The sequence below is a fragment of the Pannus brasiliensis CCIBt3594 genome, from assembly GCF_036688125.1.
Lineage (GTDB): Bacteria > Cyanobacteriota > Cyanobacteriia > Cyanobacteriales > Microcystaceae > Pannus > Pannus brasiliensis.
Genome location: NZ_JBAFSM010000063.1, coordinates 1 through 24,972 on the forward strand (window position 1 = coordinate 1; position 24,972 = coordinate 24,972).

The 24,972-nt window shown below is 47.5% G+C and carries 23 protein-coding genes, 1 tRNA gene and 1 pseudogene; 12 read left to right on the forward strand and 13 right to left on the reverse strand.

Features of this window, described 5'->3' with window-relative positions:
• Positions 1–231: 231 nt before the first annotated feature.
• Positions 232–1,035 (reverse strand): hypothetical protein, encoded by an 804-nt coding sequence (locus V0288_RS22010; protein WP_332867330.1) that lies wholly within the window; start codon positions 1,033–1,035, stop codon positions 232–234.
• 207 nt (positions 1,036–1,242) lie between these two features.
• Here V0288_RS22010 and V0288_RS22015 point away from each other — a divergent pair, with 207 nt between their 5' ends.
• From V0288_RS22015 to V0288_RS22030, 4 genes are all read left to right on the forward strand, one after another.
• Positions 1,243–2,217, forward strand: a complete 975-nt coding sequence (locus tag V0288_RS22015) for a CAP domain-containing protein (protein WP_332867331.1) — start codon at positions 1,243–1,245, stop codon at positions 2,215–2,217.
• 220 nt (positions 2,218–2,437) lie between these two features.
• On the forward strand, positions 2,438–2,863 hold the full coding sequence (locus V0288_RS22020; protein ID WP_332867332.1) for a hypothetical protein: 426 nt from the start codon (positions 2,438–2,440) through the stop codon (positions 2,861–2,863).
• A gap of 127 nt (positions 2,864–2,990) precedes the next feature.
• The gene (locus V0288_RS22025; protein WP_332867333.1) at positions 2,991–5,795 is read left to right on the forward strand and encodes a pentapeptide repeat-containing protein; all 2,805 of its coding nucleotides are present in this window, start codon (positions 2,991–2,993) and stop codon (positions 5,793–5,795) included.
• A gap of 158 nt (positions 5,796–5,953) precedes the next feature.
• Positions 5,954–7,651 carry a tetratricopeptide repeat protein gene (locus tag V0288_RS22030; protein WP_332867334.1) on the forward strand — a complete coding sequence of 566 codons (1,698 nt, stop codon included), beginning with the start codon at positions 5,954–5,956 and terminating at the stop codon, positions 7,649–7,651.
• An 81-nt stretch (positions 7,652–7,732) separates the two neighbouring features.
• Here the strand turns inward: V0288_RS22030 and V0288_RS22035 are convergent.
• Positions 7,733–8,287: pseudogene (locus tag V0288_RS22035) on the reverse strand (Uma2 family endonuclease).
• A gap of 396 nt (positions 8,288–8,683) precedes the next feature.
• On the opposite strand from V0288_RS22035, the gene V0288_RS22040 reads away from it, so the two are divergent.
• Together V0288_RS22040 and V0288_RS22045 are read left to right on the forward strand one after the other, a co-directional pair.
• Positions 8,684–9,892, forward strand: a complete 1,209-nt coding sequence (locus V0288_RS22040; RefSeq protein WP_332867335.1) for a tyrosine-type recombinase/integrase — start codon at positions 8,684–8,686, stop codon at positions 9,890–9,892.
• Positions 9,893–10,576: 684 nt separating this feature from the next.
• Positions 10,577–10,882, forward strand: coding sequence for a hypothetical protein (locus tag V0288_RS22045; protein ID WP_332867336.1), 306 nt, complete (start codon positions 10,577–10,579; stop codon positions 10,880–10,882).
• Positions 10,883–10,943: 61 nt separating this feature from the next.
• Here V0288_RS22045 and V0288_RS22050 read toward each other — a convergent pair whose 3' ends face one another.
• The 7 genes from V0288_RS22050 to ntcA form a co-directional block, all read right to left on the reverse strand.
• Positions 10,944–11,177, reverse strand: a complete 234-nt coding sequence (locus tag V0288_RS22050) for a hypothetical protein (protein ID WP_332867337.1) — start codon at positions 11,175–11,177, stop codon at positions 10,944–10,946.
• Between the two features lie 474 nt (positions 11,178–11,651).
• The gene (locus V0288_RS22055) at positions 11,652–13,175 is read right to left on the reverse strand and encodes a caspase family protein (protein WP_332867338.1); all 1,524 of its coding nucleotides are present in this window, start codon (positions 13,173–13,175) and stop codon (positions 11,652–11,654) included.
• A gap of 573 nt (positions 13,176–13,748) precedes the next feature.
• Positions 13,749–13,819 (reverse strand) — tRNA-Gly (locus V0288_RS22060).
• A 380-nt stretch (positions 13,820–14,199) separates the two neighbouring features.
• Positions 14,200–14,604: a response regulator gene (locus tag V0288_RS22065; protein ID WP_332867339.1), complete on the reverse strand. Its 405-nt coding sequence runs from the start codon at positions 14,602–14,604 to the stop codon at positions 14,200–14,202.
• Between the two features lie 427 nt (positions 14,605–15,031).
• Positions 15,032–15,268, reverse strand: coding sequence for a hypothetical protein (locus V0288_RS22070; RefSeq protein ID WP_332867340.1), 237 nt, complete (start codon positions 15,266–15,268; stop codon positions 15,032–15,034).
• Between the two features lie 103 nt (positions 15,269–15,371).
• The gene (locus tag V0288_RS22075; protein ID WP_332867341.1) at positions 15,372–16,904 is read right to left on the reverse strand and encodes a DUF3084 domain-containing protein; all 1,533 of its coding nucleotides are present in this window, start codon (positions 16,902–16,904) and stop codon (positions 15,372–15,374) included.
• A 6-nt stretch (positions 16,905–16,910) separates the two neighbouring features.
• Positions 16,911–17,588 carry a global nitrogen regulator NtcA gene (gene ntcA / locus V0288_RS22080; protein WP_332867342.1) on the reverse strand — a complete coding sequence of 226 codons (678 nt, stop codon included), beginning with the start codon at positions 17,586–17,588 and terminating at the stop codon, positions 16,911–16,913.
• Between the two features lie 212 nt (positions 17,589–17,800).
• On the opposite strand from ntcA, the gene fabI reads away from it, so the two are divergent.
• Together fabI and V0288_RS22090 are read left to right on the forward strand one after the other, a co-directional pair.
• Positions 17,801–18,577, forward strand: a complete 777-nt coding sequence (gene fabI, locus V0288_RS22085) for an enoyl-ACP reductase FabI (protein ID WP_332867343.1) — start codon at positions 17,801–17,803, stop codon at positions 18,575–18,577.
• A gap of 92 nt (positions 18,578–18,669) precedes the next feature.
• Positions 18,670–19,053 carry a DUF4346 domain-containing protein gene (locus V0288_RS22090; RefSeq protein ID WP_332867352.1) on the forward strand — a complete coding sequence of 128 codons (384 nt, stop codon included), beginning with the start codon at positions 18,670–18,672 and terminating at the stop codon, positions 19,051–19,053.
• A 40-nt stretch (positions 19,054–19,093) separates the two neighbouring features.
• On the opposite strand, the gene V0288_RS22095 is transcribed toward V0288_RS22090, so the two are convergent.
• The 3 genes from V0288_RS22095 to V0288_RS22105 all read right to left on the reverse strand — a co-directional run bounded on the left by V0288_RS22095 (position 19,094) and on the right by V0288_RS22105 (position 21,029).
• Positions 19,094–19,255 (reverse strand): hypothetical protein, encoded by a 162-nt coding sequence (locus V0288_RS22095; protein ID WP_332867344.1) that lies wholly within the window; start codon positions 19,253–19,255, stop codon positions 19,094–19,096.
• Between the two features lie 520 nt (positions 19,256–19,775).
• A complete protein-coding gene (locus V0288_RS22100; RefSeq protein WP_332867345.1) occupies positions 19,776–20,300 on the reverse strand; it encodes a hypothetical protein in 525 nt (174 codons plus the stop codon).
• Between the two features lie 309 nt (positions 20,301–20,609).
• Positions 20,610–21,029 (reverse strand): Hsp20/alpha crystallin family protein, encoded by a 420-nt coding sequence (locus V0288_RS22105; protein ID WP_332867346.1) that lies wholly within the window; start codon positions 21,027–21,029, stop codon positions 20,610–20,612.
• Positions 21,030–21,684: 655 nt separating this feature from the next.
• Between V0288_RS22105 and V0288_RS22110 the strand changes: the two genes are divergently transcribed.
• A complete protein-coding gene (locus V0288_RS22110; protein ID WP_332867347.1) occupies positions 21,685–21,876 on the forward strand; it encodes a DUF2949 domain-containing protein in 192 nt (63 codons plus the stop codon).
• A 12-nt stretch (positions 21,877–21,888) separates the two neighbouring features.
• Here V0288_RS22110 and V0288_RS22115 read toward each other — a convergent pair whose 3' ends face one another.
• Complete coding sequence (locus V0288_RS22115) at positions 21,889–22,269, reverse strand: phosphomannose isomerase type II C-terminal cupin domain (RefSeq protein WP_332867348.1); 381 nt, start codon at positions 22,267–22,269, stop codon at positions 21,889–21,891.
• A 210-nt stretch (positions 22,270–22,479) separates the two neighbouring features.
• Between V0288_RS22115 and V0288_RS22120 the strand changes: the two genes are divergently transcribed.
• The 3 genes from V0288_RS22120 (at position 22,480) to V0288_RS22130 (ending at position 24,905) form a co-directional block, all read left to right on the forward strand.
• A complete protein-coding gene (locus tag V0288_RS22120; protein WP_332867349.1) occupies positions 22,480–23,133 on the forward strand; it encodes a DUF3318 domain-containing protein in 654 nt (217 codons plus the stop codon).
• 334 nt (positions 23,134–23,467) lie between these two features.
• Positions 23,468–24,463, forward strand: coding sequence for an anti-sigma factor antagonist (locus V0288_RS22125; RefSeq protein ID WP_332867350.1), 996 nt, complete (start codon positions 23,468–23,470; stop codon positions 24,461–24,463).
• Positions 24,450–24,905 (forward strand): ATP-binding protein, encoded by a 456-nt coding sequence (locus V0288_RS22130; RefSeq protein WP_332867351.1) that lies wholly within the window; start codon positions 24,450–24,452, stop codon positions 24,903–24,905. The genes V0288_RS22125 and V0288_RS22130 overlap by 14 nt, the downstream gene beginning before the upstream one ends.
• Positions 24,906–24,972: the final 67 nt, after the last annotated feature.

Here is a 24,972-nt window from a genome sequence, read left to right on the forward strand (position 1 = left end):
CAGGAGGCAGGAGGCAGGAGGCAGGAGGCAGGAGGCAGGAGGCAGGAGGCAGGAGTCAGGAGGCAGGAGGCAGGAGGCAGGAGGCAGGAGGCAGGAGTCAGGAGTCAGGAGGCAGGAGGCAGGAGTCAGGAGGCAGGAGGCAAAAGGGTGAAAGGGTAAAGGTGAAAGGATTAAAAAAGCTCTTTTCCCTTTTCCCCTTCCCCTTTTCCCCGAAAAATGTCCCCATCTCCCTCACGAACTCCCGCGATAGGTGGTCGCGTCGCGTAGTTCTAGATAGGCTTGGATCTCTTCTTTCCAGAGTTGATATTTTTCCTGGATCAGTTGGTATTTCGTCTCGAAGTCTAGCGGCCAGTCTACTAGGTCGGGATCGAGGTCGGATTTGACTAACTCGCGTTCGATCAGGGTTTCGCGAATGAATTTCAGGCATTCTTGACGGAAATACTCGGCTTTATCGATTACCGCCTGGATTTGGTGGATCGCTCGATCGTACACTTCCGCGCGTGATTGGAACAGTTCGGAGGATGCCGCGAGATCCCGGAGTCGGATCAGTTCGTCGCGTTTCTCGCTCAGTCGATCGATCTTCGGGTTGATGTCGAAAAGGAGCGTTTTCACGAGGGGCGCGAGTCTACGGGTATTGCTGTAGTCGTAATCGGCCCGATCGCTTTTAATCAGGGTAACTTCTTGGAGATCGACGGTGATATCGTGCAGTTGGATCTCGGTAGCCGTGATTTTCGGGTGAATGGTTTTCACTTTCCACTCGATCTGTTTCGCGGGTGGATTCGTTTCCCCGTCGGGGATCTCCCGTTCGAGTTTCAACACGTCGAGGGGAATACTGTAGAGATCTTGATGGGGGAGATAGATCGCGTCGCTTTCGAGAACCCGATCGATCTTGGGACGACGGTAGAGATAGTGATACAGCAGTCGCGAAAAGTTCCGACACCCTTTAAAAAACTGCCATGCCAGCCAGAATTGCAGGTTAAACAACCCGACAAGGACGCGTCCGAGAGGATTCGAGTTCGATCTGGAGTCATTCATGAAGCATCGATCGCGACGGCTAGGAGGGTCATTAGTTCAAGGATAACGGAATTTCCCGCCGTTTCGTCGTCGGGGCGCGCGCGCCGCGATCCCCTCGTTACTTACTCTCGCGGTTGCCAAAATGCCAAACTGCCTCTTTCGATTTATCGAATATCCACCCCTGGGGAGAGGTCAAAAAACCCTCGCATCTAACCGCTAATTTCACTCTTGGCTGTTATCTTCAAAAACACGGTATACAGCGGGCGCGTGGGGGATTATCTTCCCCTTACCGCGTCCGACGCGATGGAGGATGATATGGCTATCGCCGACAGAGATAAATTCGACACCCGCGTGCTCGATCTGGTCAATCAGCAACGCCAGCAGAGAGGCTTATCGCGTCTGACTTTGAGCCAGGAACTAGATACGGCCGCCGATCGCTACGCGTCGGACATGGCGAATCAGGATTTTTTCAGCCACACGGGTAAAGATGGTTCGACTATGCGGAGCCGCGTCGAAAAGGCCGGTTATACGGGCTGGACGACGTTGGGCGAGAATATCGCGGCCGGGCAAACCACCCCGGAGGCGGTTGTCAACGCGTGGATGAACAGTAGCGGCCACCGGGCGAATATTCTGAACTCCAAATTCACTCACATGGGTTTGGGTTACGCGTATCTCGCGAACGATACGGGCCAGGTAAATTACAAACATTATTGGGTACAGGATTTCGGCGCGGGCGATCCGACTCCCGGAACCTACGTCGCCGAGAGCGGTACGACGACGACCCCGACGACTTTCACGGCCGCGCGGGGTGTGAAAGGGATTAGCCTCGATCGCTCCGCTGACGGGACGATTCTGACCGCGGAAGATCCGTTAACCGGGTTATCGGGGGAAGGGCGATTCTCGTTAACCGGAGGGCAAACAGGGGATGAACTGGCCGGAATGGCGAAATCCGGTCTCGATCGACTGTTGAAAAATCCTCTTTCTTTTTCCGGCGATCGGGGGAATATTTCCGGGAAAGTTGGCGATTTTCTGGCGGAGAATCGGGCGGCGATCGAGGATATTCTCTCCGGTTCGGGATCGATCGGTTCTTTACCGAACAAATTGAGCGGTCTTTCGTCTTTTATCCAGGAGCATCCGATCGCCTCGATCGGTTCGGGCGATCCGAGTAATCGCGTGACCGCGAACGATAGTAGTAGTTTTTAGCGTTTTGAGCGTTTTTTGAGTTTATCCAGTTGCTTCTCGGTGTGGGGGAATGTGAGATCGATCGGTTCGATCGCTTTTCCCGCGCCGGGATTTTGTCGGGAAGCGGAGGGGACGGCGGTTTTCCCTCCTAGGATGAGCGAGCTTCCGTCGGGGGAAGGATTAAGCGATCTCGCGAAATGAACTACAAATAATAATGTTCAAGTTGTGAAAATTGTAGTTTATGAAACTGAATTATTTGACAAAAGCGCTATCTAGACTCGGTCGTCGGTTCTCGATCGCTTTGTTATGTCTGTTGGCTTTCGCGTTCGGTTGGCAGGGCTTTTTTAATGTGAATCATACCGCTTTCGCGGCGGGCGCGGCGGATTCCGTGAAACATAAAGTTAGCGAGGACACCGGACGTACTAAGGGATTTATCCGGGATACGGCCGATAAAGTGGAACGGACGGCGAGTAAAAATGCCGAACGGGTCGATCGGGCGACCGATGGCGGTAATTTCGTGGAACGGAAAGCCCGAAGAGACGCGGCGCGCATCCATCAACGCGCGGAACAAGACGCGGCCCGGACGGAAAAAGCGGTAGATAACACGAAAAACGCGGTTAAAGGCACCGTTGAAAATATCAAAAAAACCTTCAGTGATAATGATTAATTGATTCGGATTTGAAGGCTCGATCGTCGTTCTTCCGGGGACGGCGATCGATTTTTTGATTCGGGAACTGGAAAAACGGGCGAGAGAGTGGCTATAATGAGGGATTATCGGACTCGTGCCTACTCCCATGCCAGAACCCAACGGAATCGAGGTTTCTAAACCGCAAAATATTTTTAAACGAGAAGTTAAAGTTAATCCGAGAGCGCTTTTCGGAACGTTCGCGAAAGCGGCTGTTAACGGTTTGTTTTTGCAGTGGGACGATCTCGCGGAAAATGGGGCCGAGGTTTTAGACGCGCTAGGATTACAGCGGACACCGGGAGAGATCGCGGGGTTGTTGATCGTTCGATCGTTCCTCCACGCGATGAAAGAATTACTCCGGAGTAATGCGAATCTCTTGCCGCAAGAAATCAAAGTCAAGGATATTCGGTTAAAAAATCTCTATAATTCTATCACGGATTCGTTAGAAAATGCGGATTTAGTTTTAGATAGAGATTTTTTCGAGCGTCCTGAAAATTTGTCCTTGATTTCCCCGACACGAGTCGCTTTTCTGAACTGGCTGAAAGCGGAGAAATTAATCGAAAATGAACGGGAAGCGGAGAGTATCAGTAATCGACTTCCCGCGTATTTCGTGTTCGCACTGACCGAGCAATGGAAAAAGAACCGCGAGGAATACAGTGTTCTTTTAGATGAAATCGATACGCCTTTCGATAACGCTTTCAAGCGAGAGCGGGAATGGTTACACTATCGATCGTGGTTACAGAAGCAGATCGATGAACCTGTCTTTTGGGAAGCGTTTAGCCTGCGAGAGATCTATGTTTCCTTACGGGGATTTTACGAGGAAGAAATCGAACAGGAAGAGAAACCTTCCCCGCGTTCTCAAAAATCGGTACAGCGTGTAGTTGTCGATCTGAATGATGAGTTAGAAAGTTGGTTAAAGGACGAAAATAAAGACGACGCGATCCGTTTGTTGACCGGAGGGCCGGGCAGTGGGAAATCCTCTTTTTGTAAAATCTTCGCCGCGCGACAAGCACAAAAGGGAAGACAGGTTTTATTTATTCCTCTACATCGCTTTCGTTTATCTAAAGATTTAGTGGAAGCGATCAAAGAGTTTATTCAACATGATGGTTATTTAAGCGAGAATCCCGTAGCGAGAGACGATCATGATTTACGGTTACTAATTATTTTTGATGGACTAGATGAACTGTCGATGCAAGGAAAAATTGCCCAAGATGTCGCCCAGCAGTTCATCGAGGAAGTCCGAGATCAAATCAGACAGTTTAATTATAATCAACTCCGCCTACAAGTTGTTATTAGCGGTCGGAATATCGCTATTCAATCAAACAAAAACAAATTTAGAGATTCAAGGCAGATTATCGACCTGCTACCTTATTATGTTCATGAAAAAGAAGATTATAGCGATAAAAATAGCTTCCTAGAAGTCGATCAACGAGATCTGTGGTGGCAACAGTACGGACAAGCAAAAGGAAAATCTTACTCAGGATTACCATCGGAACTCTCAGGAAATAATTTAAAAGAAATTACCGCCCAGCCTTTGTTAAATTATCTCGTCGCCTTGAGCTATGAGGGAGGCGATATTCAATTTACAAAAGACACGAATTTAAATCTCGTCTATAAGGATTTACTTAGGAAAGTCTATCAGCGAGGATATGAACAACAAGGACATCGCATTATTGAAGGAATAGAAGAAAATAATTTTGTCAAAATTTTGATGGAGATAGCCATATCCTGCTGGCATGGAGATGGCAGAAGCACGACCGTTCGAGAAATTGAGGCTCATTGTGAGAATAGCGGCTTAAAAAACCTTCTTCTCCGTTTCCAAGAGAGTTTTCAAGAAGATTCAAGAGCCAGTATTACAAGGCTTTTAACAGCGTTTTATTTTCGAGAGAGTGGTGATTTACGCGAAAGCGACAAAACTTTTGAATTTACTCATAAGAGTTTCGGAGAGTATTTAACCGCTCGACGGATTGTTTCCAGAGTTCAACAAATTCACGGGAAATTGGAAGCGAGTAAAGATAGCTTTGATGATGATTATTATGATGAGCGACAAGCCCTGACCGCGTGGGCGACCTTGTGCGGTGCGACGGCGATGGATGAATATATTTATAATTTTGTTGTGAATGAAATGCGACTCTGTTCAATAGACGAGATTCGCCAGTGGCAAAAAATGTTATGTAGTTTTATTGAATATATTTTAGTAAAAGGTATGCCAATGGAGGGTTTGAAGGTAAGGCCAAATTTTCAGGAAGAAATGCGACAGGCACGAAATGCAGAAGAAGCTTTACTAGCGGTATTAGATGCCTGTGCTATAGTAACGCAAGAAGTTTCTAACATTCAATGGCCATCACCCGAATCTTTTGGAAATTGGCTTTCTCGTATTCAGGGACAAAGCGAAGGCTATGATATTGCTTTCGTGCTAGATTGTCTAAGTTTTCTCAACCTAAACAATTGTTATCTCGCTCATCGGTATTTTGGATCGGCGTATCTTCGGGGAGCCAATTTTCAGGAATCAAACCTTCAAGGGACGTATCTTTCTGAAGCATATCTTGAGGAAGCGAATCTCCAAGGCGCAAATCTTGCGAGGGCAGATCTTGTAGGGGCGATGCTTCAAGGGGCAAATCTTGAAGGGGCAAATCTTGAGGGGGCAGATCTTGGCGAGGCAGATCTTGAAAATGTAAATCTTCGAGGTGCGGATCTTCAAGGGGCGGATCTTCAATTTGCGAATCTTGCGGGAGCAGATCTTCGGGATGCCAACCTTGAGGGGGCGAATCTTCTGGAAACAAATTTTTTTGCGGCGAATCTTGCGGGGGCGAATCTTGACGGGATTAATCTGGAAGAGGCAGATTTTGACGAAGCTTTTTTTGGCGAAGAGGAAGAAGAAACTATTCTCGATCGAACTCCCGACGAGACCTAAACTATAGATACCTTACCTCGCCCCGATCGAACTCCCGACGAAACCTAAAATACAGTAACCCCGATCGAACAACGGGGAAAAAATACCAGCCAGACAAGTCGAGCGCGTTTCCGTCGATACCCGCGATATACTGTATCGGAGGGCGCGTGGAGATAAGGATGGACAGAAAAAACGTGAAAATCGGTTTTCGGAAATATCATAAGCCGTTAATCGTCGGTTCTATCATCTCGCTCGTCGTTATCTCGCCTTTCGCCGTTTTTTACCTTCTCTCCGTGTTTTATCTGCACCAGGGCGATCGACTTCTGCAAGAGGGAAAGACCGACGAGGCGATCGCCGCTTACGAAACCGTGTTAGCGTTTAACGGTAATTCCGATCGAGCGTATGTCAATATCGCCCGCGCGCTCCAGAGGGAAAACAAGCATTTAGAGGCACTAGAAGCCTACAATCGCGCCTTTCTTATCAATCCGAACCTAAAACTCGATCGAACTCGATCGACGGATCTACTCACTTTGGGGGACGCGCTGGGAAAAGGGGAAAATTGGCTACAGGCGATCGAAGCGTATCAGAAAGCGATCGCCATCGATCCGAATTCCGATAAAGCCCGCTTTCAACTCGGTGTCGGCCTTTATAATCTCCAACGCTGGGACGACGCGGCCAAAACCTTCGCCAAGGCGATCGAACTCGCTCCCCGACAAGGGAAAGCTTATTATTATCTCGGGGAGTCCTACAGCCAGCAGAAACTCTGGGAAAACGCGAGTAGTGCCTATCAGAGCGCGCTTCAATTCGACCCCGATAACGCGAAAATTTTCCAGAGATTAGGGGAATCCTTGCAGGAGCAGGGAAAATGGGCGGAAGCCGGGGAAATTTATTTACAGGCGATCGCCCGCAACCCGAAAGACGGCGATAGTTACAACAGGCTGGGAAAAGCGCTCACGGAACAGGGAAAAGTCAACGAGGCGATCGTCATTTTCCAACAAGCACTACAGATTAGCCCGAAAAATGCCGGTATTCGCGAAAATCTCTGTTACTCGCATCTGATTCTCGGACAGGTGGACGAGGGGTTAAACTGGTGCCGTCGCGCGATCGAACTCGATCCGAATCTCACCCAACCGCGTTTTATCATGCAGGAAGTCCAACGGGGAAGGCTGATCCACGATAACCCGAAATTATTGGAAATGCCGGAGAGAATCCCCTCGATTCAGTCCGATCCGCTGATAGCGTTGAAAAGATCGATCGTCAAAATCGTCATCCGCGAGCGCGGTAAAGCTTCGATGGGGACGGGATGGGTGGTGAAACGGGATAACGATCGGGCCTGGATCGTCACCAACCGTCACGTTATCGCCAATTCCCGACAGGAAACCGACAAAAAATCGCGTCCTTTCGTGGAATTTTATAGCGATCCGCCGCCGGGACAGATCCGCAAGCGATCGAGGGCGAAAATTCTCCACGCGACCCCCCCCGACGATTGGTTAGACGTGGCGGTATTGGAAGTCAAAGATCCGCCGAAGGATATCCGTCCTCTAGAGTTAGCGGCGGTACCGATCGCCTCGATGGAGCCGGTTAAATCGATCGGCAATCCCTTTAATCAGAAGGATTGGACGGTGACGAAAGGAGTGGTCAACGATAACACAGAAAAGTCTTTGAATATGTCGATGCTGGTGGTTTCCGGACAGTCCGGAAGTCCCGTGTTCAACCAACAGAATCAAGTGGTGGGAATGATCTCGCAATCCGGTTTATTCTGCCCCGCCGCACCCGCGACCGATTCTCTAGTAAACGCGGTAAAGTTGGGCTGTGGATTGGCGATTCCTATCGATCGAGTTCGCAAACGTTTGATCGAGTGGGGAGTGATCCAGTAGGGCGATCGTGAAAATATATGAACTCGTTACAGGAATATAAAGCTGTGGCTTGATGTTTCATTTTCCCTCAGAGTTCTTTACCTATAGAATAAATCCCGGTAGTACGTCCTCCCCCGATAAAGTCGCGGGAAGATCGAGAATTTTTACCTCTCGATCACCTCGATAAATCTCTACCTGTTTCTGTTGGGGATTAATCAACCAACCCAATCGTAAACCACTCGCTAGATACTCCCGCATCTTTTCCTGCAAGGACGCTAGAGAATCGGTTCGAGAGCGTAATTTAATGACGAAATCGGGACAAATAGGCGGAAACTTTTCTCGATCGTCCTCGCTCAACGTCTCCCATCTCTCTTTCTCCACCCACGCCACATCGGGAGATCGATCGCCCCCGTTCGGTAAACGGAAAATCGTCGAAGAACGAAACACTTCACCCGCGTTATTTTGACGGTTCCAAATCGTCATATCCGTAATTAAATCGGCTTCTCGCTTTCCGCTTTTCCCACCCACGGGAGGCATGATTCATAATTCCCCTTTCGCGTTCCGCTCTAATTTCCACGTCTCGTTCGCCTGACAGAGCGAGAAAAACCGCTCGTCCGTCAGGTTCACCGCGTCTAGATTTAAAACCACACCGGTTATCGTTCCCCTCTCGTTCGATTTCCCGCGATAACTTTTCTAATCCTAGTGTAATCTCCCGGTGAGGACGTGGCGGGAGAGAGGTAAGGTGGCGATCGCCCGTGACGGATATTAATGCTGAGCTTGTACCAAATAACTTTAGTACCGTTTGAGGACTATTTCTCAATAAGCTTGTTCTGGCGGAAATCGCTAGAAACCTTGCTATATAAGCTTTTTCAAGAAGCGGGTGAGGGGAATCGAACCCCTATCATTAGCTTGGAAGGCAATTAAGCTAACGCCCGAAAGCCAAGCTAGATAAGGTTTTTAGATTTAGGCAGGTTTTAGGCAACAGTTTTTAGGCGACTTTTAGGCGAGTCTGTGGTTTAATGGGGATGTAAACCCATACCCGAAAGTTAGCTAATGTACAGTACGGATAAAGAAAGCAAGAAAATTAAACCTGAAAACAATAACGGTTCGATCGTGATCCGATTTCAATTGAATGGGAAACCATATAAGTTTAACCCTGTCAAAAAAGGAAAGTTTAATGACCCTGTAGCTTTAGGTAAGGCAGAAGCGATCGCTAACCAGATTTCACAGGATATTATTCTCGGTACGTTTGACCCGACACTAGAGAAATATAAACCCCAGATTAAAGCTAACTTAACGCTTGTAGATGGGACTAAAAAACCAGACCTAACGACTGTAGAGTTATTCGATCGCTATATGGAGTTTAAAAGCCCTACTTGGAAGGCAAGCACTAAACATTACATGAAAACTAGCGTTTACGACTACCTAGTTAAGTGTCCTTATAAGACAGTTATTGATGCCTTAGACATAAGACAGTGGTTACTAATCAATACCAGTAACAGCATGACTAAACGGATACTTACCCATCTAAACGCCGCTACTAAATGGGGAATTAAGCATAGATTAATAAGCTGTAGATTATCGCCATACGACGGGATGAGTCAAGAGTTACCTAAGCATAAATGGGAATCCGATCCAGAACCTAACGCTTTTACCAAAGAAGAAAAAGAAGCTATCATTAAAGCTTTCGAGAATCACAAGGGTAATTGGAACGGTAGAGGGTTTACAGGTTTCGGGTATAACTACTACACTAACCTAGTAAAGTTTTGGTTTTTTACAGGTTGTAGACCTAGCGAGGGAATAGGCTTAACGTGGGGTCAAGTAAGTAATGACTTCTCTTATATAATTTTTAATCAGGCTAGAGTTCAGTTAGGCAATGGTCAGATAGTAAAATCAGAAGGCTCTAAAAACTCACGGTACAAGAAACCGAGAAAGTTTCTCTGTACGCTAGGCTTAAAACAACTATTAAAATCTATTAAACCTGATAACCCTTCTCCCGATGATTTAGTATTCCCTAGCAGGGAAGGGAAGGTAATCAATTACGGTAACTTTTGTAAGAACGCTTGGGATACTATAGTAGACCCGATCGTTAAGCGTAACACTACCCCTTATTCGTGTAGAGATACCTTTATAAGTGAACAGGTAAGCGGGGGAGTAGCACCCGACATTATCGCTAGATGGTGTGACTCAAGTGCTGATACTATCCGTAAGCACTATCTAGACGACAAAATATTAGAACAGCTAAGACCTAAAGAGTTTTAGCCTAGAAACTTACTTATTGACAATAGAGCTACCGATCCATTCTCAATAAGCAAACTCGAACCCCTTAATCTATCCTCATCAATCCCCTTACACAAATTAAGGGGAGAATTTTTTTATTTAAAATCCCTGACTATATACCCGACTAATTCCTTGACCCCCTACTTTAACGATCTCTCTATTTCCCTCCCGCCAGTAGCAGATCGTCTCGTGCTGTCCGTTAGGCATACACTCAGGCTGTATATTAAGCCTTTCGGTAATATCATTCGCTCTAAGGTAGTTTTTACCTACTAACTCATTTCTTACTTGTGGAGTCAAGATGTGATACTCGCTTGGATTATATTCTCGTTTAATAACTGACGTAAAGGGTACGGGGATGAATTGGGCAAGTAAGTAAAACATATATCTCCTAAATATATCTCACAGATATTATTCGCTCGGATTAGGCTGGCTCCTAATAAGAGACTCGAAAGGGATGGGTATAAATTAGGCAATTAAGTAGAACATATAACTTCGGGTATTATTCCTTTGTTATTATACGACGACGACATAGGGTATACGGGTAGGGGTTTAAGTTATATAGGAACAATAAAATAAATAGATAACCGCATAAAATTTTTACGATTTTTGTAGATCTTTGTAGTAAAACGTACTAATATATAGAAAATACCCTGTGGAGTTAAAGCAATGCCTAAAGGTGGTTTAAGACCTAACGCCCTCAAGTCATCGTTTAACAGTAGCGGTAAGAAAGTTACTCTCAGAGTACCAGAGTCTATTTTAGATGAGGTTAAATTTCTAGCTAGACTGGTTGATGAGGGTTTAATCGAGGTACAGCCTAAAGAGGGGGTAAACTTAGCGGAGTTAGTTACTGGTTATCATAAAGGTAAATACGAAAACGGGTATCAAGCGGGTAATCCTAAGAAATTAATTCAATCGGCAAGCTTAAAGATAAATGATTGTTTATTAGATTCTTCTAATACCCTAGTCGCTTAAGTATTTTCCCTCGAACCCATATTCATGACTACTTAGTTTAGGTAAGTAGTCATTTTATTTATTAAAATCGTTTAGACCATCTATCAAGATTAACTTTATAAAGTAACTCTCTATCTCCCCAGCCTTTAGGATTAGCTTCTATTAATCCCCAATTTTTTAACTTTCTTAATTCTCTAGATATATTATCTTGTCTTATACCAGTACCGTTAGAGACCTCTTTACTGGTAAATGTATCATTACTATTTGTCTTAACGATAGTGTTGATGTAAGAGGTCACTTTATCTAGATTACTCATAGTGTGATTCCTTATCTATGCTTTGATTAACATCATTAATACTGACTCACGCACTCCCTACGTTAGCAAAACCCTCGAAAAAATCACTACTCGATAAAGTAAGCTTAAAAACGCTCGAAATCGATTTAGAGTAGTTTCATACCTGACAACTGAAATAGAGCCTATTTTCGAGATGTACCCGAAACCCTTGATACATCGAGGTTTCAGCGTTTATCACTTCCCCCGATCGCCAGTACCCCCACGACAGAATGAGGGTTTCAGCCGTTTCTAGAGAGGGAATTAGAGAGCCACAGGAAGCAAAAGTGCCGTCATATCACCCCACAACGCACAAGCCCTTACCCTATCTAGGTTAGCCAATCATCGATCTCATCGAATGACTATATCACTCGATGCTAATACAAGAGCCTATAGTTTGGCTTATAGGACACTGTGCTATGAGTTACTCTCGATATTTAACTACCACAATCTTTAGTTTTACTCAATCGGAATATCTTCTTGTTCTGTTGAAAATTTTGCTAAGAGCGGTTCCATTATAAAATCTTCAAGATCTTTTAGTATATGTTCCAACTTTTTATCTAATTCTATTGTATTTTTTAATTCAACTTCTAATGAAAAGTTCTTGGATTTATTGTCTAGCGTAAAATCTTCAAAATTAATTAATCTATAATTTCTATATTGGAAAAAAAATCTTATATTGGTTCTTGAAAAAACAAACGCAGTTCTACAAATATTTAAATTTAAATTATTAAATTTCGGCGTAAAAATTAATTTTATAGATTTAAATATAGCTTCTGCAGTTAAACGGTATCCTTTAACTATATATTGATATTCTATCTTCGGGCTATTGTAACCCAATATTCCTTCATGGCTAGGGAGTAGTCTGGAACGAAAATCATTGTATTTATCGTTATTTATTTTTTTCTGTTCGTATTCTGGTTTGGCAAAAAATTGATTTGAGTTCTTTAGCCAAGCACCGATAAATTTATCTTGCTGTAAATCTTCATCATCTTTAGCGTCATCTTCGCTCTCTTGAATAAGTTCAATATCAAACAAATTTTTTAATTCTTCAGAAAAATTGTATTTTTGCATAGACTCTTTAATATATACTAATTGATCATCTATCTCTTTTAGGGAGGAGCAATATCTATCAGAATCTAATTTAATTTTTTCTATCAAAGATAATTTTTTGAGATTTTTGGGCAAATTTTCGCCATTTTCATCGTTTACAATAGAATTCATTATTTCTGATAATGAATATTTGCCTTGTTTGGTTAAATTGCAAAAGGGACGCGTCTGAGAACCATCAAGTACGAACCGAGGTTCTTGTTGAATATTATTTGGATTATTTTGAAATGCATCGCTAATATAATCCATAATATAGCCGTATCTAATTAAGTCATGCTCTGCCGATATAATCGAATCAATCAATGTTTTTGTAAAATCACTCATCCCTTTTAATGTTGAAGCGGATTGTTGGTCTATTTTTGAAGAAAAACAGAAAAAACAGTCATTAAAAGTTGTTTCGTAATTATTATCAATATTTTTGGAAATAGATAATGGATTATTGTTTTCAGTTACATCTTTAACATATTTAATCCCCGAATAGCAAGCATCTATTATTTTAACGGTATCTTTTGCGTTTAATTCTCTGAGATATTCGTCTAGATCAGAATTGCATATTGTGGTCAAGTGAAATCTCTTCCTATCAAAATCCGAACATAAATAATAAAACTCGTTTTCATAAGATTCGCCATGTCCAGAGTAGTAGAACAACACCTCTTCAATATCTTTTTCTTTATGTTCTTCAATAATTTTATATAACTTTTCTTTTGTATTAGATGCCTTATCATTACCCGACAATAAATAAATTCTATCGTCGTATTTACCAGTAAGCTTTAAAAATTCATACATTATTTTGGCATCTATATCGCATGATGGTAAATTGTTTATACTATCGCTTTGGTATTTACTAACCGAAAAAATAATTGCTAGTTTCATAAAGCAAACCTCATCGATTTCCCTGCAAGATATAACAACTAGATTGATTATTCCCACCCTCACCCGAAAACTAACATACTCAACTATAGATTTTTCTCGATACTCCCCCTAACCCCATAAAGACACGTCTACCCGTGGCGATCGCTCTCACACTGACCAGTCACATATCATTAGTTCGTTGTATAGCTTTATAACAAGATAGTGGCTACCTGACTTTTGAGGGTAGAGCCAACCGAGAGAATTTTCGGGACGCTAACCAACTCCATAGTTATATAACTGGATGAGAATATCAGTGAGATTGGGCTTAAGGGTGTCTCTCGTTTGTAGTCCGAGAGGCTACTTTTTTGACTGGGAAGGCGTGTATTTTCGGGAGCCATGCAAGTCCTGGATGTGATCGATACCTTGAACGGTCTCAGGTAGTAAAAGTGAAGTCACTCTCACTCTATGCGCCCTCGACCATGAAGTTGACTAAAAATACTTTAGGCAACTTTTAGTCAACTTCTAGGCAGATTACCCCGATCTCGGTTTTCCTCTGTAAACGCTAGAACCGTTGCTAGATAAGGATTTCGATTAAGCGGGTGAGGGGAATCGAACCCCTATCATTAGCTTGGAAGGCTAAGGTTTTACCACTAAACTACACCCGCGTGGCTTCGTTACACACTTTTACGAGTATAACACGAAGCGCGCGCTATGTCACCATCGCCGAAAATTGTTTTCCGACTCGTATACGGGGGTTGTAGTCGAGGCGACGAAACCCGATACGACCTCCCCGAGTTTAAGCGAGGTAAGCGATTAACGCTCCCCGGATAGTCCTAAGATCTTTATTTTTGAGTTCGGTAAGCGAGCTAACTCGATCGCCGAACGCGGGGATCTCGGAGGGTGAGATCGAGGGGAAAAAATTCCCTCGAATGGCCAGAGAGAACTTTATCCTCGATCGATCGCGAGTTTTTGGATGGTATCCTCGCCGGAACTTCCGTTCGCGAGGAATAGAAGAAGCGAGAGAGACCGTGATATTTGTATCGGTTTACAAGCCCAGAACGCGGTGGATCGAGTCGCGAATCTCTTGACTTCTTTTCACTTTCATGTCGGCGGAAACATCGCCCGAGGGTTTAAAGATAATACCGTCGATCCCTAAGCCTCTCGCTTGGACGACTTTAGAAGAGGAAGGAGATTCGGCCGTGATCACTAAAACTTTAGCTTTGCTTTTGAAACGAACTTGTTTTAAAAATTCAATGCCGTTCATTTTCGGCATTTCTAAATCCAGTAAAATCAGATCGGGTTGAACCTTGTCAACTTTCGCGAGCGCTTCCGCGCCGTCTCCCGCGTATTCCGTGACCTGTAACAGGGGGTCTTCATTGACAATGCCTCCAATGATCAGCGTCATGATCGGGGAGTCGTCAACGACTAATACTTTCTTTTTAGCGGTCATAACCATGATGCATCTCTCCCTCTCAACTTACAAGCTACTATTTATAGTATAAGCTTTAAAAATTGTTTGGAATCGAAAAAATCTTAAAAAAACATATAAATTAAAATATTTCTTCTGATTAAGAATTTTCAAAAAATTGTCGCGTACCCGTAAATAGGATCACGGCTTACCCGCTAGAACATGATTGTTTTGACCGAGAATTTACCGATCGAACGCGGTGACTCGACGCTCGCTCGGAAATCTTTCCTTTCAAAAATTCATAATAATTATCGATCGCCCCCCTGAAAACCGAAAAGGCAACGAGAGCCGAGGGGGAAAACGATCGAGCCGCTCAATCCTCATCCAACGCGGGAAAGTTCTCCTCGAACTGCCAGAGAGTATTTTTATTCTCGCTCAACCAACTTCCGCTTTCCAGGGTTAATTTCGCTCAAATCGGGACGATCGAACCGTGAGGGGTCGCGTAACGGTATTTCTGTCCCAATTCGTTCAAATTCTCGACCAATTCCGGGGCTAGTCCGAACGAAGCCCGATCCGCGTCCCACTGTCGCCCGGAAACCCCCGCGCCGGGATCGAAAACCAGTTGTACCACCCGAACGAGATCGGCGAAGTGTCGAGGTTGTAATCCCGTTTCCGCGCGCGCGGCCGGCCATTGTCGATTATCCATAGCCCCGATCGAACCGAAAATTCCTTCCTACCCCGAATTATAGAAAAGCACCGGGGGGAGGGGCCGATCGATTCCGGGCGATCGATGACAATTCTCCAGACACTCACGGGGTCGTCGTGAAAACCATCTCGCCGTTACTTTTGGCCACGAGACGTAACTTCAACGGGCCAGCGGTTTTCGTTTCCTCGGAAGCGATCGCCTCGATCGTGTCGATCTCCACCTCCGAACGCTTCACCCGATCGATAAAATTGACCACCGTGGTCAGTAAACCGTCCTCCACCTGAATCGTCCCTAAAACCCCGGCACTGCGGGCGCGGAATTGCGCGGAAGCCAGCAGGAGATCGAGACGGTTCTGAAGTTCCTCCTCGCTCATGTCCCGCGAATCGACCGACACGGCCGCGATCACCTGATTATCCGAAAAAATCTGTCGGTTCGGCACGACATCGGCGACCACCCGCACCTCTCGCTCGCCGATCACGTAATTTCCCGCCGAGAGAATTCTGACCACGTACTCCCCCCCGTCCTGGAGTTGTTGGATTAACTGTTCCACCTGCGCTTTGGTGATCTTGACCACCCGTTCCTCCGGGTTCGGGTCCCGCGGTCGCGTGGCGCGGATGGCGAAGGTATTGGCCTGTCGGAGCAGTTGATCGATCGCCCCGACGATCGCCCCCGGATCGACGACGCGAAAAGCGCCGAAGGAAAGCACCTGACCGCGAACGATGGCGATCTGTTTCTCCCGCAATTCCTGATAGGTCTGATAATACTGTTCGAGAACCTCCACCTCGCGCCGGAGAGAGACGATCTGGCTCTCTAACTCTCGTAATCTTCCCTCCGTCTGTTCTAGGGCGAGATTTTTGCCGACGATCGAGCGATCGAGTTCGCTAATGCGCGCGTCCCGTCGATCGATCTCCCCCTGTAGCGATTGCCGGGCGATTTCTAGCCGTTGCAGTCGGGTCTGTCGTTCGGTCAGTAATTTCTGTTGGTTCTCCAACAATTTGCGCTGACTCTCCAACTGCCGTTCGCGGGCGAGCAATTGCCGGTTTTGGTCTTGAACCCGCGTTTGCAGTTGGCCGATCTGGCCGGCAAGCAGGGTTTTCTGGCGTTCCAGCCGATCCCGCTGGGCGATTAACCGTTCTTTCTGATCGTTCAAGACGTTCCGCTCGTTCTGTAACCGCCGCGCCTCTTCCTGAAAACGCGCCACCCGTTCGGAAACGGCCCGTAACTGCTTTCGGGAGGACTGATAGTTCCGGTTGAGTCGATCGAGGCGTTGTCGCGCCGTGACCTGTTCCTCCCGTACTTTTTTTAACTCGCTCTCGATTTTATTTTTCTGTTCGGTCGCTTCCGTCACCTTGGATTCTAAATCCTTGATCTGGGCGCGGCGTTCTTCCAGGAGTCGATCGAGTTCAAAAACCCCCTGACGCAGGGGCTTACTCGACGCGAACAACAAAATCAGCGTCGAGGCCGAGATCAGGGTTCCCGTCAGGATCGTCATCAGCGTCGCCGTCTGTTTGGGACGCAGATTAAACAATCTCATGCGTTTTTTGCCGATCCGACTACCGACACGATCCCCGATAGCCGCCAGCGAGCCGCCCAGGAGAACCAGCACCAAGATCAGGATAAAACCGATAGTCGTCATCGCCGATCAGGTGAATTGTTGGCTGAGTGCCACGGGGTTATGGACGGTGATTTTCTTCTTGTGAATCGAGATCATGTTCTGGTCGCGGAGATCGCCCAGTAAACGGGTAACGGTGACGCGGGTGGAACCGATCGCCTCGGCGATCGCCTGGTGGGATAATTTCAGATCGATCCGGATACCCTCGCCGGTGGGAACGCCGAAATCCCGACAGAGAATTAACAGGAAACTCACCAACCGCGAACCCATATCCCGGTGCGCGAGGGTTTCGATCATCATTTCCGTTTGCAGGATGCGCGAGGATAGACCCTGTAACATCAGCATCGACAGATCGGGATTACTCCGGAGAGCCTGTTCGACCTGCTCGATCGGCGCGGAGAGTAATTCGACCGGCGTGAAGGCGACCGAGTGATAGAAGCGATCGGATCGCTGTCCCGTCAGCAAGGATAACACCCCGAACACACTATTTTCCCGCAGGAGCGCGACGGTGATCTCCTCGCCGGCCTCGTACACGCGCGAGAGTTTCACCGCTCCCTTGAGCAAGAAATAAACCCTCTCGGCCGGATCGCCCGGAAAGAAAATCGTTTTACCACGCTCGAACGTCTCGACAACGGGGGGAAAATTGCCACTGCCGATCCTACGGAAGACTTCTACCAGGGGCTTATCTTGAATCGAGGATAAATCCATCTCACATCCAAAAACAGGAAAAAATTGTCTTTATTATGCAACGATTTCTATCCCTATTAACACAACCGTAAGAGAAATCGAAAAAAGTTTTGGCGCTTTTTGCTTCACAATGGTTGAGAAGGGAGATTTCCGTCTCTCTATCCCTATCCTGATTATACCTATCTCGCCCATCGATCGGCGATTCGGGAGATATATCGATAAAAACGAGGACTATGTTAAGTTTATCTGGAAAGAACGCGCTAGTAACGGGAATCGCTAACAATCGCTCTATCGCGTGGGGGATCGCCCAGCAACTGCACGCCGCCGGCGCGAATATCGGGGTCACGTACCTGCCGGACGAAAAGGGACGCTTCGAGAAAAAGGTCCGGGAAGTGGCCGAGGAGATTCACCCCGCGTTCTACGTTCCCTGTGACGTGCAGAACGAGGAACAGATCGAGGCCACTTTCGCCACGGTCGCCGAGAAATGGGGAAAACTTGATATTTTAATTCACTGTCTCGCTTTCGCCGATAAAGAGGGTCTATCGGGCGATTTTACCGCTATCCCTCGCGAGGCCTTTAACAGATCTCTAGAAGTGAGTACCTACTCTCTCTCCCGTCTGGCTCGATCGGCGAAACCGCTGATGACCGAGGGTGGCAGTATCATCACCCTCACCTATCTCGGTGGCGTGAAGGTGATCCCCAACTACAACCTGATGGGAGTCGCGAAAGCCGGTTTAGAAATGAGCGTCCGTTATCTCGCCTCGGAACTCGGCCCGGCGAACATTCGCGTGAACGGTATCTCCGCCGGCCCCATCCGCACCCTCGCCTCTTCCGCGGTCGGGGGAATTCTGGATATGATCCGTCTCGTCGAGGAGACCGCCCCTTTACGTCGGACAGTCACGCAAACCGAAGTCGGCAACGCGGCCGCTTTCCTCTGTAGCGATCTCGCCAGCGGTATCACCGGTCAGATTCTCTACGTGGACGCGGGTTACGAGATTATGGGTGTTTAGTCTGCATGGAGGGGGTGAGGGGAACGGGGAAAGAACAGGTATTGTGGTTCGCTCCTGCCTCCTGCCTCCTGATTCCCGACCTCTACAGAATTATGAACGAGTTAGAAAAAGATATCAAAGCGATCGATGATGAATTGTCCAAGCGTCACATCGATCTCGATCCGAACGGGTACTTTATTATTTACCTCGATCGAGAGGCGAATCTGATCTGCGCCAAACACTACACCAATATCATCGACGAACGGGGGTTAGCCGTCGATCCGGAGACGGGAAAAGTGATTCCCGCGCGGGGTAAGGTGGAACGTACCGCCCAGACTTTATATACGGCGCGAACGGCCAAGGAACTGGCGGTCAAAATCATCGAGGAGACGAAACCAACTCCGGTGACGATGTTCGACCACGCGGCCTATCTGGGACGGGAGTTCACCCGCGCCGAGCACGCGCTGATCCACGGGACGGAATACGTGCAGGATTAACCCGCTAGATCCGCCGATCGCTCGTTCTCGCCGACTCTCGTTAAAAGGCCGACCCCGACGCGACCGAGAGCGGTAGGGCGATCGGATCGTCATCGATCGAAAGTAAGAATTCCGATCGGAGCGTCCCGATCCCCCGGACGGAACCGGGCTTTTCGATCGATCCAATACTCGCGTCCCCTCCCGGCATATCGTGGGAACTCATCCCCCGCGGGGCCGGTCGGGTTTCCGAGGTATAGGTAGCCGCTCAGAGGGGGGGACGCGCGGGCAGAATCACTCCTAGCCAATAACCGAGAATCACGGCTAGAGCGGTAATCATCACGAGAATAATCGCGGTACGGATTGGCACGATCGCCTCCGACTTAATTCGATCGATGAAAGTAAAATCAAACAATTTTGTGTCAATTTACTTTTGATAAATCATGATCGGTCTCTAGATTTTCGATCGATAAAAATAAAATCGGTAAATAGTATAGCGAATTTTTAAAAAACTCGGTAATCTTCGATCGCGACAGAAACTTTTGGGGTTAAAATAAGTCGGGAAGCTTTCATTCTATCGCGGGTATTCGAGGGAGTGGGGCGATTTTGTATCCAAGCGAATAGGGCGGCCGTTCCCAATAGGATAACTGTCGTACCTATGACCAATTGCATCATCAGAATGTAGCGCATATAACTCCATAGTTCGATAACAATTTAGGCGGAAGCGTTAAACTCGTAACAGAACTTTACACGATCGATTCTGATATACCCATCAATAGAAGTAGAGAGCGGTCTTGTAGAATCCTCTCGCTCTGGTGGATATCGCCGAACTCTTGACACATACAAGCTGGGAGATAACGGAGTTTATCTAATAGGTTATCTCCTCGCATTTTCAGAATATCTATTAATAATAAAATCAAATAAGCGATTAAATGACTATAAATTTGAATCTCGATACCGTTGGGGTTTTGACAAATCAAGCGATCGAGATCGAGGGACATCTTTAAAAATTCCCCAAAGAGTTCGATCGTCCGTCGCTGTTGGAATGGAACTAGATTTCTAGGCTGGTTAGGCTGGGAGAATGTCGAGATATCCATCTCGTACCCGCCTAGTTTTAGCCGACCGAATAAATCTCCCGTACTCGTCAAACTTCGATCGAGGGTGAATCCGATCCAACAACTCGCGAACCATCTCGTGTTGAGAACACTATAATCTCGCTCGGAAAATTGTTTGAATAAGGTTTTGACAATTTTAAAAAAACTAAATATCATCGTATTTACCTTATTTCTATTAATAGCTAGTCTAAGATAAATTGATGTTCTAGTCTACTTTTTTAACATTTCTTTTTGAAATTCAACCTTCTGCATACCGATAGGGTCGCCCAGGTGTTCGAGATCGCGGATTCCCCCCTTGTAGCGATCGAACGTTACCCCGAAAGTATCTTCTGGAAAATCAACCCGGCTCGCTCACCATCGTTAACGGGTTGACTCGGCATACATCCGAGCCGCTAAAAAAGCTAGGTTGCTCCTACAACCTAGCCGATCGATTATTTAGAATCCTTCAACCCTTTAACCGGATATTTATTCTTTGGTTAGTTGAACTTTGACCACTTTATTTTTTTCTTCCTCCGCTTTCGGTAGGGTTAGGTACAAGATCCCGTCTCGGTAATCGGCCGTGACCGCGGTATTCTGTACTTTGGCGGGAAGGACGATCGAGCGGCCGAATTGACCGTAACGGAACTCGCTAACCGGGGTTCCTTCCGGACGTTTCCGCTCGCCGCGGATAGACACGAGCTCTTTCGTCACTTGAATCTCGACATTGTTAACATCGATTCCGGGAAGTTCCACTTTCACCTCGATCGAGTTTTCCGTTTCCGAGACTTCTACCGTGGGGCTATAGAGAGAGCGAGCGGGAACGGGTAGAATCTCGTGTAACAGTCGATCGACCTGACGGTTTAAAGCTTGTACATCTCGATCGGTGGAGTAACGGGTTAAAATCATAGCTTTGGCTTTCCTGTTGTCTCGTTCATGATTTCGATTACTTTCATCGTAAAAATTCCCGCGAAATCTGTCGTTCGGTTTCAAGCCCATCCGAAGTAGAAATAACCCGATCGCCTCGATCGCCAACCGTATCGGGAAAACCGAAACGCGAGATTCGGTCGGTCTCGATCGCTCTCCGTTCCGTTCTCGTGCCAAATGGAGACCTCTTGCAAAAGTGAGAATCGAAGTCAAATTTAACTATAAAATTATGATTTCAAGGATATTTAGTTAAAAATACACGCTTCGTATCCTTCTGATGTCTTTAATCCTCCTTTCTCCTTCTGACTCCTGACTCCTGACTCCTGACTCCGCCTTCTCTATTCCCTGTTGCCTTGAACCGAACCCGATCGGGCCGCGGGAAATCACGGAAAACAGCCGTTTCGAGCGGCCGAAAGACCGAGTTTACCCCGTCGCGCCCGCTCCATTTCCGCGGGACGATCGAGAGCGTCGAACCCCTCGATCGACCTTTCGGTAAATCGATAAGATATTCTTAATTCCCGCGAATTTTTACCTTAATCACCCGATCGGGTGATCCGCGAGCGGGAAGTCGATCCTTTAAATAAGAAAGTACATTTTCAACCATCCAACCCTAAACCGATCGCGGAAGGTAAAAATCATGGAGGCCAACCAACAAAAACAACTCCTCGCGTTTCTCCGGGAAAAAATGGCGATTCCCAAGCCCTCCCTGGAGATGGCGGTGCGTCTGTGTGAAGCCTCCGCGGGTTCTCTCCCGATGGTGTTGTGGCAGTACGGACTGATCGATCTCTCCCAGTTAAACCAGCTATTCGACTGGATGGAAACCGTTTGATCCGAGAATCCCCTACTCGGCATCGCCGAAACGATGGATATCGTCATCCCCTAAATATTCCCCGTTCTGCACCTCGATCATCACGAGGGGAATAGATCCGGGATTCTCGACCCGATGTTTGGTATTCATAGGAACGTAGGTTGATTCTTTCTGTTTGAGCAAGGTTTCTCGACCGTCACAGAGAACCTTCGCCGTTCCCGACACCACGATCCAGTGTTCACTGCGGTGGTAGTGCATTTGCGTACTCATGTGATGTCCCGGCTTGATCACGATGCGATTGATCCGGTAGCGCGGCCCCTCTTCGAGAACCGTCACGGTTCCCCAGGGAGGGGTTCTCGTCATTTCTAGCTCTTGGGCGGATAAAGTTCCGTCCGGGGTGTCGGTGTTCGTCATATCGTCCATAGCGGTTGTCTCCAAACTGACTACTATTTTAAGAAATAACCGGTCTCGCGCGGGATCGATCGGGCGCGGTCATCCCGGATCGCCGGTTTCCTTCCGGGCGCGAGCGGTAAAAGGGCGGTTAACCGTCTCCTTAACATCAAAAAGGCCGCTATGATCCAAAATAGGATTTATCGTTATTGAGAAAACTTAAGGAAAAAAGCTATGACCTCTTACGCGGCCTCCTCTGCAAGAGCCGAGATGAGCGAACTCCGGCGACTGAAAACCCTACTCCCCCCGGAACTACAAAGCTGGGTCACGGTAGAGGGTTCGACCGAGGTAAATCCCCCCCTGATCCGTTGCGAGGAAATCGGTAGAGACGAGATAGAAATTCAAATCGATCTGGCGAAATGGGAGAATCTGGCGATCGATCAGCGGAATCTCCTGTTCTGGCACGAGGTCGCCCGCGTGCAGAACGATAGCATTCCCCGCGAGGGGTGGGAAATGGCTGCGCTGGCGATCGGTCTCGGGGGCGCGGTCGGCGAACTCTGGGTGCAGGACGGATTATTACTCGTGCTGGCGCTGGGTTTGTGCGGCATTTCCGGCTACCGTCTCTGGCGCAAGAATAACGGCGATAAAACTATCAAGGAAGCGATCGAGGCCGACGAGAAAGCGATCGCCCTGGCCACCCGTTTCGGCTATTCCTTACCGAACGCCTACAAAAGTCTCGGGAGCGCTTTCAAAACCCTGATCGAGCAAACCCCGAACCGTCGTCAACGAGATCGCTACCAGAAACGTCTCGACGCTCTGCGACGCTCCGCCTCCAAGGCGAAAGCCCAAGTCCGGCCGGATCGCCCGCCGATGGCCGACCTCCGGTAGACCGCCGGCAGAAAACGGCTTTTCCCGCTCGTCGATCGGGAACCGACCGTCCGGAAGTTCGCTAGCCCCGTGTCCTTCTTTCGGTGGAGAACTGGAGACAGGAGGGCGAGGAAAGCAATCATTCTTAATCGCGAAAAACCGGATTTAGCCGCTGAAATTCTAATTTTCTAGGGTTTGAGACCGTTAGAAAGTGAGGGTTCCCGAGGTTTAGTCGATCGGTTTTGGCGAGAAAGTCCTGACATTGCCCGTTGGTATTCGGCAAAAAGTGTAGTAAACATTAAGTAGGTTATTTTCTATCCCGGCCACATCCATCAAGCTACTCTCTGGCGCTCTGATGACTTCCCAAATTCCCGAAACGCGATTTTTGATTGTTCCCCAGGAGTATCCCGTCCTCCGTCTCCCCGAACGCTTAACCGTTCTGGAAGCCGTGGAGTTCAAGGATATCTTTCACGAGATGGTAGAACGCGCCCCCTGCCCGAAGCGGATCGTTCTCGATTTGAGCGAGACCCGATTCATGGACAGTAGCGGGGTGGGAGCCTTGGTACACAATTTAAAAGCGGCGAGGCAGAAGGGGATCGAGTTAGTGCTTTCTAACGTTCTCCCCCCCGTTCTGGGTGTTCTCTCGATCACGGGACTCGATCGAGAGTTCACGTTTCAAGACACCAAGGTGGAGAGCGGGGAGAATCCATCGCCCTCTCAAGAAAACTGTCTCCCCTCGACCCATCCCTCGATTCGCAGTTGGCTCAAGCGGGCGATCGATATTCTCGGCGGTCTCGTCGGTCTAGGGATCACGGGGGTTCTCTTCGTCCCGATCGCCATCGCGATTAAACTCGATAGCCCGGGCCCGATTTTCTTCCGGCAAACTCGCTGTGGTTGGTTGGGCAAACAGTTCGAGATTCTTAAGTTCCGTTCCATGTGCGTGGACGCGGAAGCGCTCAAGGACCAGATTCCCAACCAGGCGACCGGGGCTTTTTTTAAAAATCAAAACGATCCGAGAATCACGAAAGTCGGGCGCTTTTTGCGGCGGACGAGCTTGGATGAATTGCCGCAGTTTTGGAACGTGATCGTCGGCGAGATGAGTCTGGTCGGTACGCGTCCCCCCACTCCCGATGAAGTGGAGCGTTACGACGTTCCCCAATGGCAACGTCTGGACGTGAAGCCGGGTATGACCGGGGAATGGCAGGTGAACGGTCGATCGAAAGTTCGGAATTTCGAGGAAGTGATCGAACTCGATTTACGGTACCAGGAAAATTGGAGTCTTTTTTACGATTTACAGTTAATTTTTAAGACGATTTTCATTCTCTTCCAAAAAAACAGTGGTGCGTTTTGAATCGATCGATGCCAGTTTTTTACCGCTTCACTTCCGTTTACAGGTCAGAACGGAATTAGAAGAACTCGTCCCCGTTTTACAGTGGTTTGAATCGAATACGCTGGGAATGCTCCCGGAAACGGTGATCTGGCAGTGTAAGGTCGCTCTCGCGGAGGGATTTACCAACGCCGTCCGCTACGCCCATCGCGATTTACCGTCTAGCACCCCGATCGAATTAGAGTTAACCCTACAACCGGAACGCTTGGAAATGCGTATCCGAGATCGCGGACAACCGTTCGATTTACACGCGAAACTCGCCTCCCTCCAACAAAGTCCCGTCGATCCCCTGGAAAAAGAAAGCGATCGGGGTTTACTCTTCATGCGCGCCTTCACCGATCGTCTCGAATACGTTCGTTTGTCCGATCGGGGCAATTGTCTGATCCTGACGAAAAAGTTGCCGTGAAAGCGGGAGGCGGGAGTCAGGAGGCAGGAGGCAGGAGGCAGGAGGCAGGAGGCAGGAGGCAGGAGGC

Excerpts from the sequence above, each read along its gene's own strand:
- V0288_RS22050 (WP_332867337.1), bottom strand. The coding sequence starts at position 11,177 with ATGAGTAATCTAGATAAAGTGACCTCTTACATCAACACTATCGTTAAG.
- V0288_RS22110 (WP_332867347.1), top strand. The coding sequence starts at position 21,685 with ATGGAGGCCAACCAACAAAAACAACTCCTCGCGTTTCTCCGGGAAAAA.
- V0288_RS22025 (WP_332867333.1), top strand. The coding sequence starts at position 2,991 with ATGCCAGAACCCAACGGAATCGAGGTTTCTAAACCGCAAAATATTTTT.
- V0288_RS22115 (WP_332867348.1), bottom strand. The coding sequence starts at position 22,269 with ATGACGAACACCGACACCCCGGACGGAACTTTATCCGCCCAAGAGCTA.
- V0288_RS22020 (WP_332867332.1), top strand. The coding sequence starts at position 2,438 with ATGAAACTGAATTATTTGACAAAAGCGCTATCTAGACTCGGTCGTCGG.
- V0288_RS22095 (WP_332867344.1), bottom strand. The coding sequence starts at position 19,255 with ATGAGTTCCCACGATATGCCGGGAGGGGACGCGAGTATTGGATCGATC.
- V0288_RS22040 (WP_332867335.1), top strand. The coding sequence starts at position 8,684 with ATGTACAGTACGGATAAAGAAAGCAAGAAAATTAAACCTGAAAACAAT.
- V0288_RS22120 (WP_332867349.1), top strand. The coding sequence starts at position 22,480 with ATGACCTCTTACGCGGCCTCCTCTGCAAGAGCCGAGATGAGCGAACTC.
- V0288_RS22010 (WP_332867330.1), bottom strand. The coding sequence starts at position 1,035 with ATGAATGACTCCAGATCGAACTCGAATCCTCTCGGACGCGTCCTTGTC.
- V0288_RS22045 (WP_332867336.1), top strand. The coding sequence starts at position 10,577 with ATGCCTAAAGGTGGTTTAAGACCTAACGCCCTCAAGTCATCGTTTAAC.
- V0288_RS22090 (WP_332867352.1), top strand. The coding sequence starts at position 18,670 with ATGAACGAGTTAGAAAAAGATATCAAAGCGATCGATGATGAATTGTCC.
- ntcA (WP_332867342.1), bottom strand. The coding sequence starts at position 17,588 with ATGGATTTATCCTCGATTCAAGATAAGCCCCTGGTAGAAGTCTTCCGT.
- V0288_RS22125 (WP_332867350.1), top strand. The coding sequence starts at position 23,468 with ATGACTTCCCAAATTCCCGAAACGCGATTTTTGATTGTTCCCCAGGAG.
- fabI (WP_332867343.1), top strand. The coding sequence starts at position 17,801 with ATGTTAAGTTTATCTGGAAAGAACGCGCTAGTAACGGGAATCGCTAAC.
- V0288_RS22070 (WP_332867340.1), bottom strand. The coding sequence starts at position 15,268 with ATGGATAATCGACAATGGCCGGCCGCGCGCGCGGAAACGGGATTACAA.
- V0288_RS22030 (WP_332867334.1), top strand. The coding sequence starts at position 5,954 with ATGGACAGAAAAAACGTGAAAATCGGTTTTCGGAAATATCATAAGCCG.
- V0288_RS22105 (WP_332867346.1), bottom strand. The coding sequence starts at position 21,029 with ATGATTTTAACCCGTTACTCCACCGATCGAGATGTACAAGCTTTAAAC.
- V0288_RS22075 (WP_332867341.1), bottom strand. The coding sequence starts at position 16,904 with ATGACGACTATCGGTTTTATCCTGATCTTGGTGCTGGTTCTCCTGGGC.
- V0288_RS22065 (WP_332867339.1), bottom strand. The coding sequence starts at position 14,604 with ATGACCGCTAAAAAGAAAGTATTAGTCGTTGACGACTCCCCGATCATG.
- V0288_RS22055 (WP_332867338.1), bottom strand. The coding sequence starts at position 13,175 with ATGAAACTAGCAATTATTTTTTCGGTTAGTAAATACCAAAGCGATAGT.
- V0288_RS22100 (WP_332867345.1), bottom strand. The coding sequence starts at position 20,300 with ATGATATTTAGTTTTTTTAAAATTGTCAAAACCTTATTCAAACAATTT.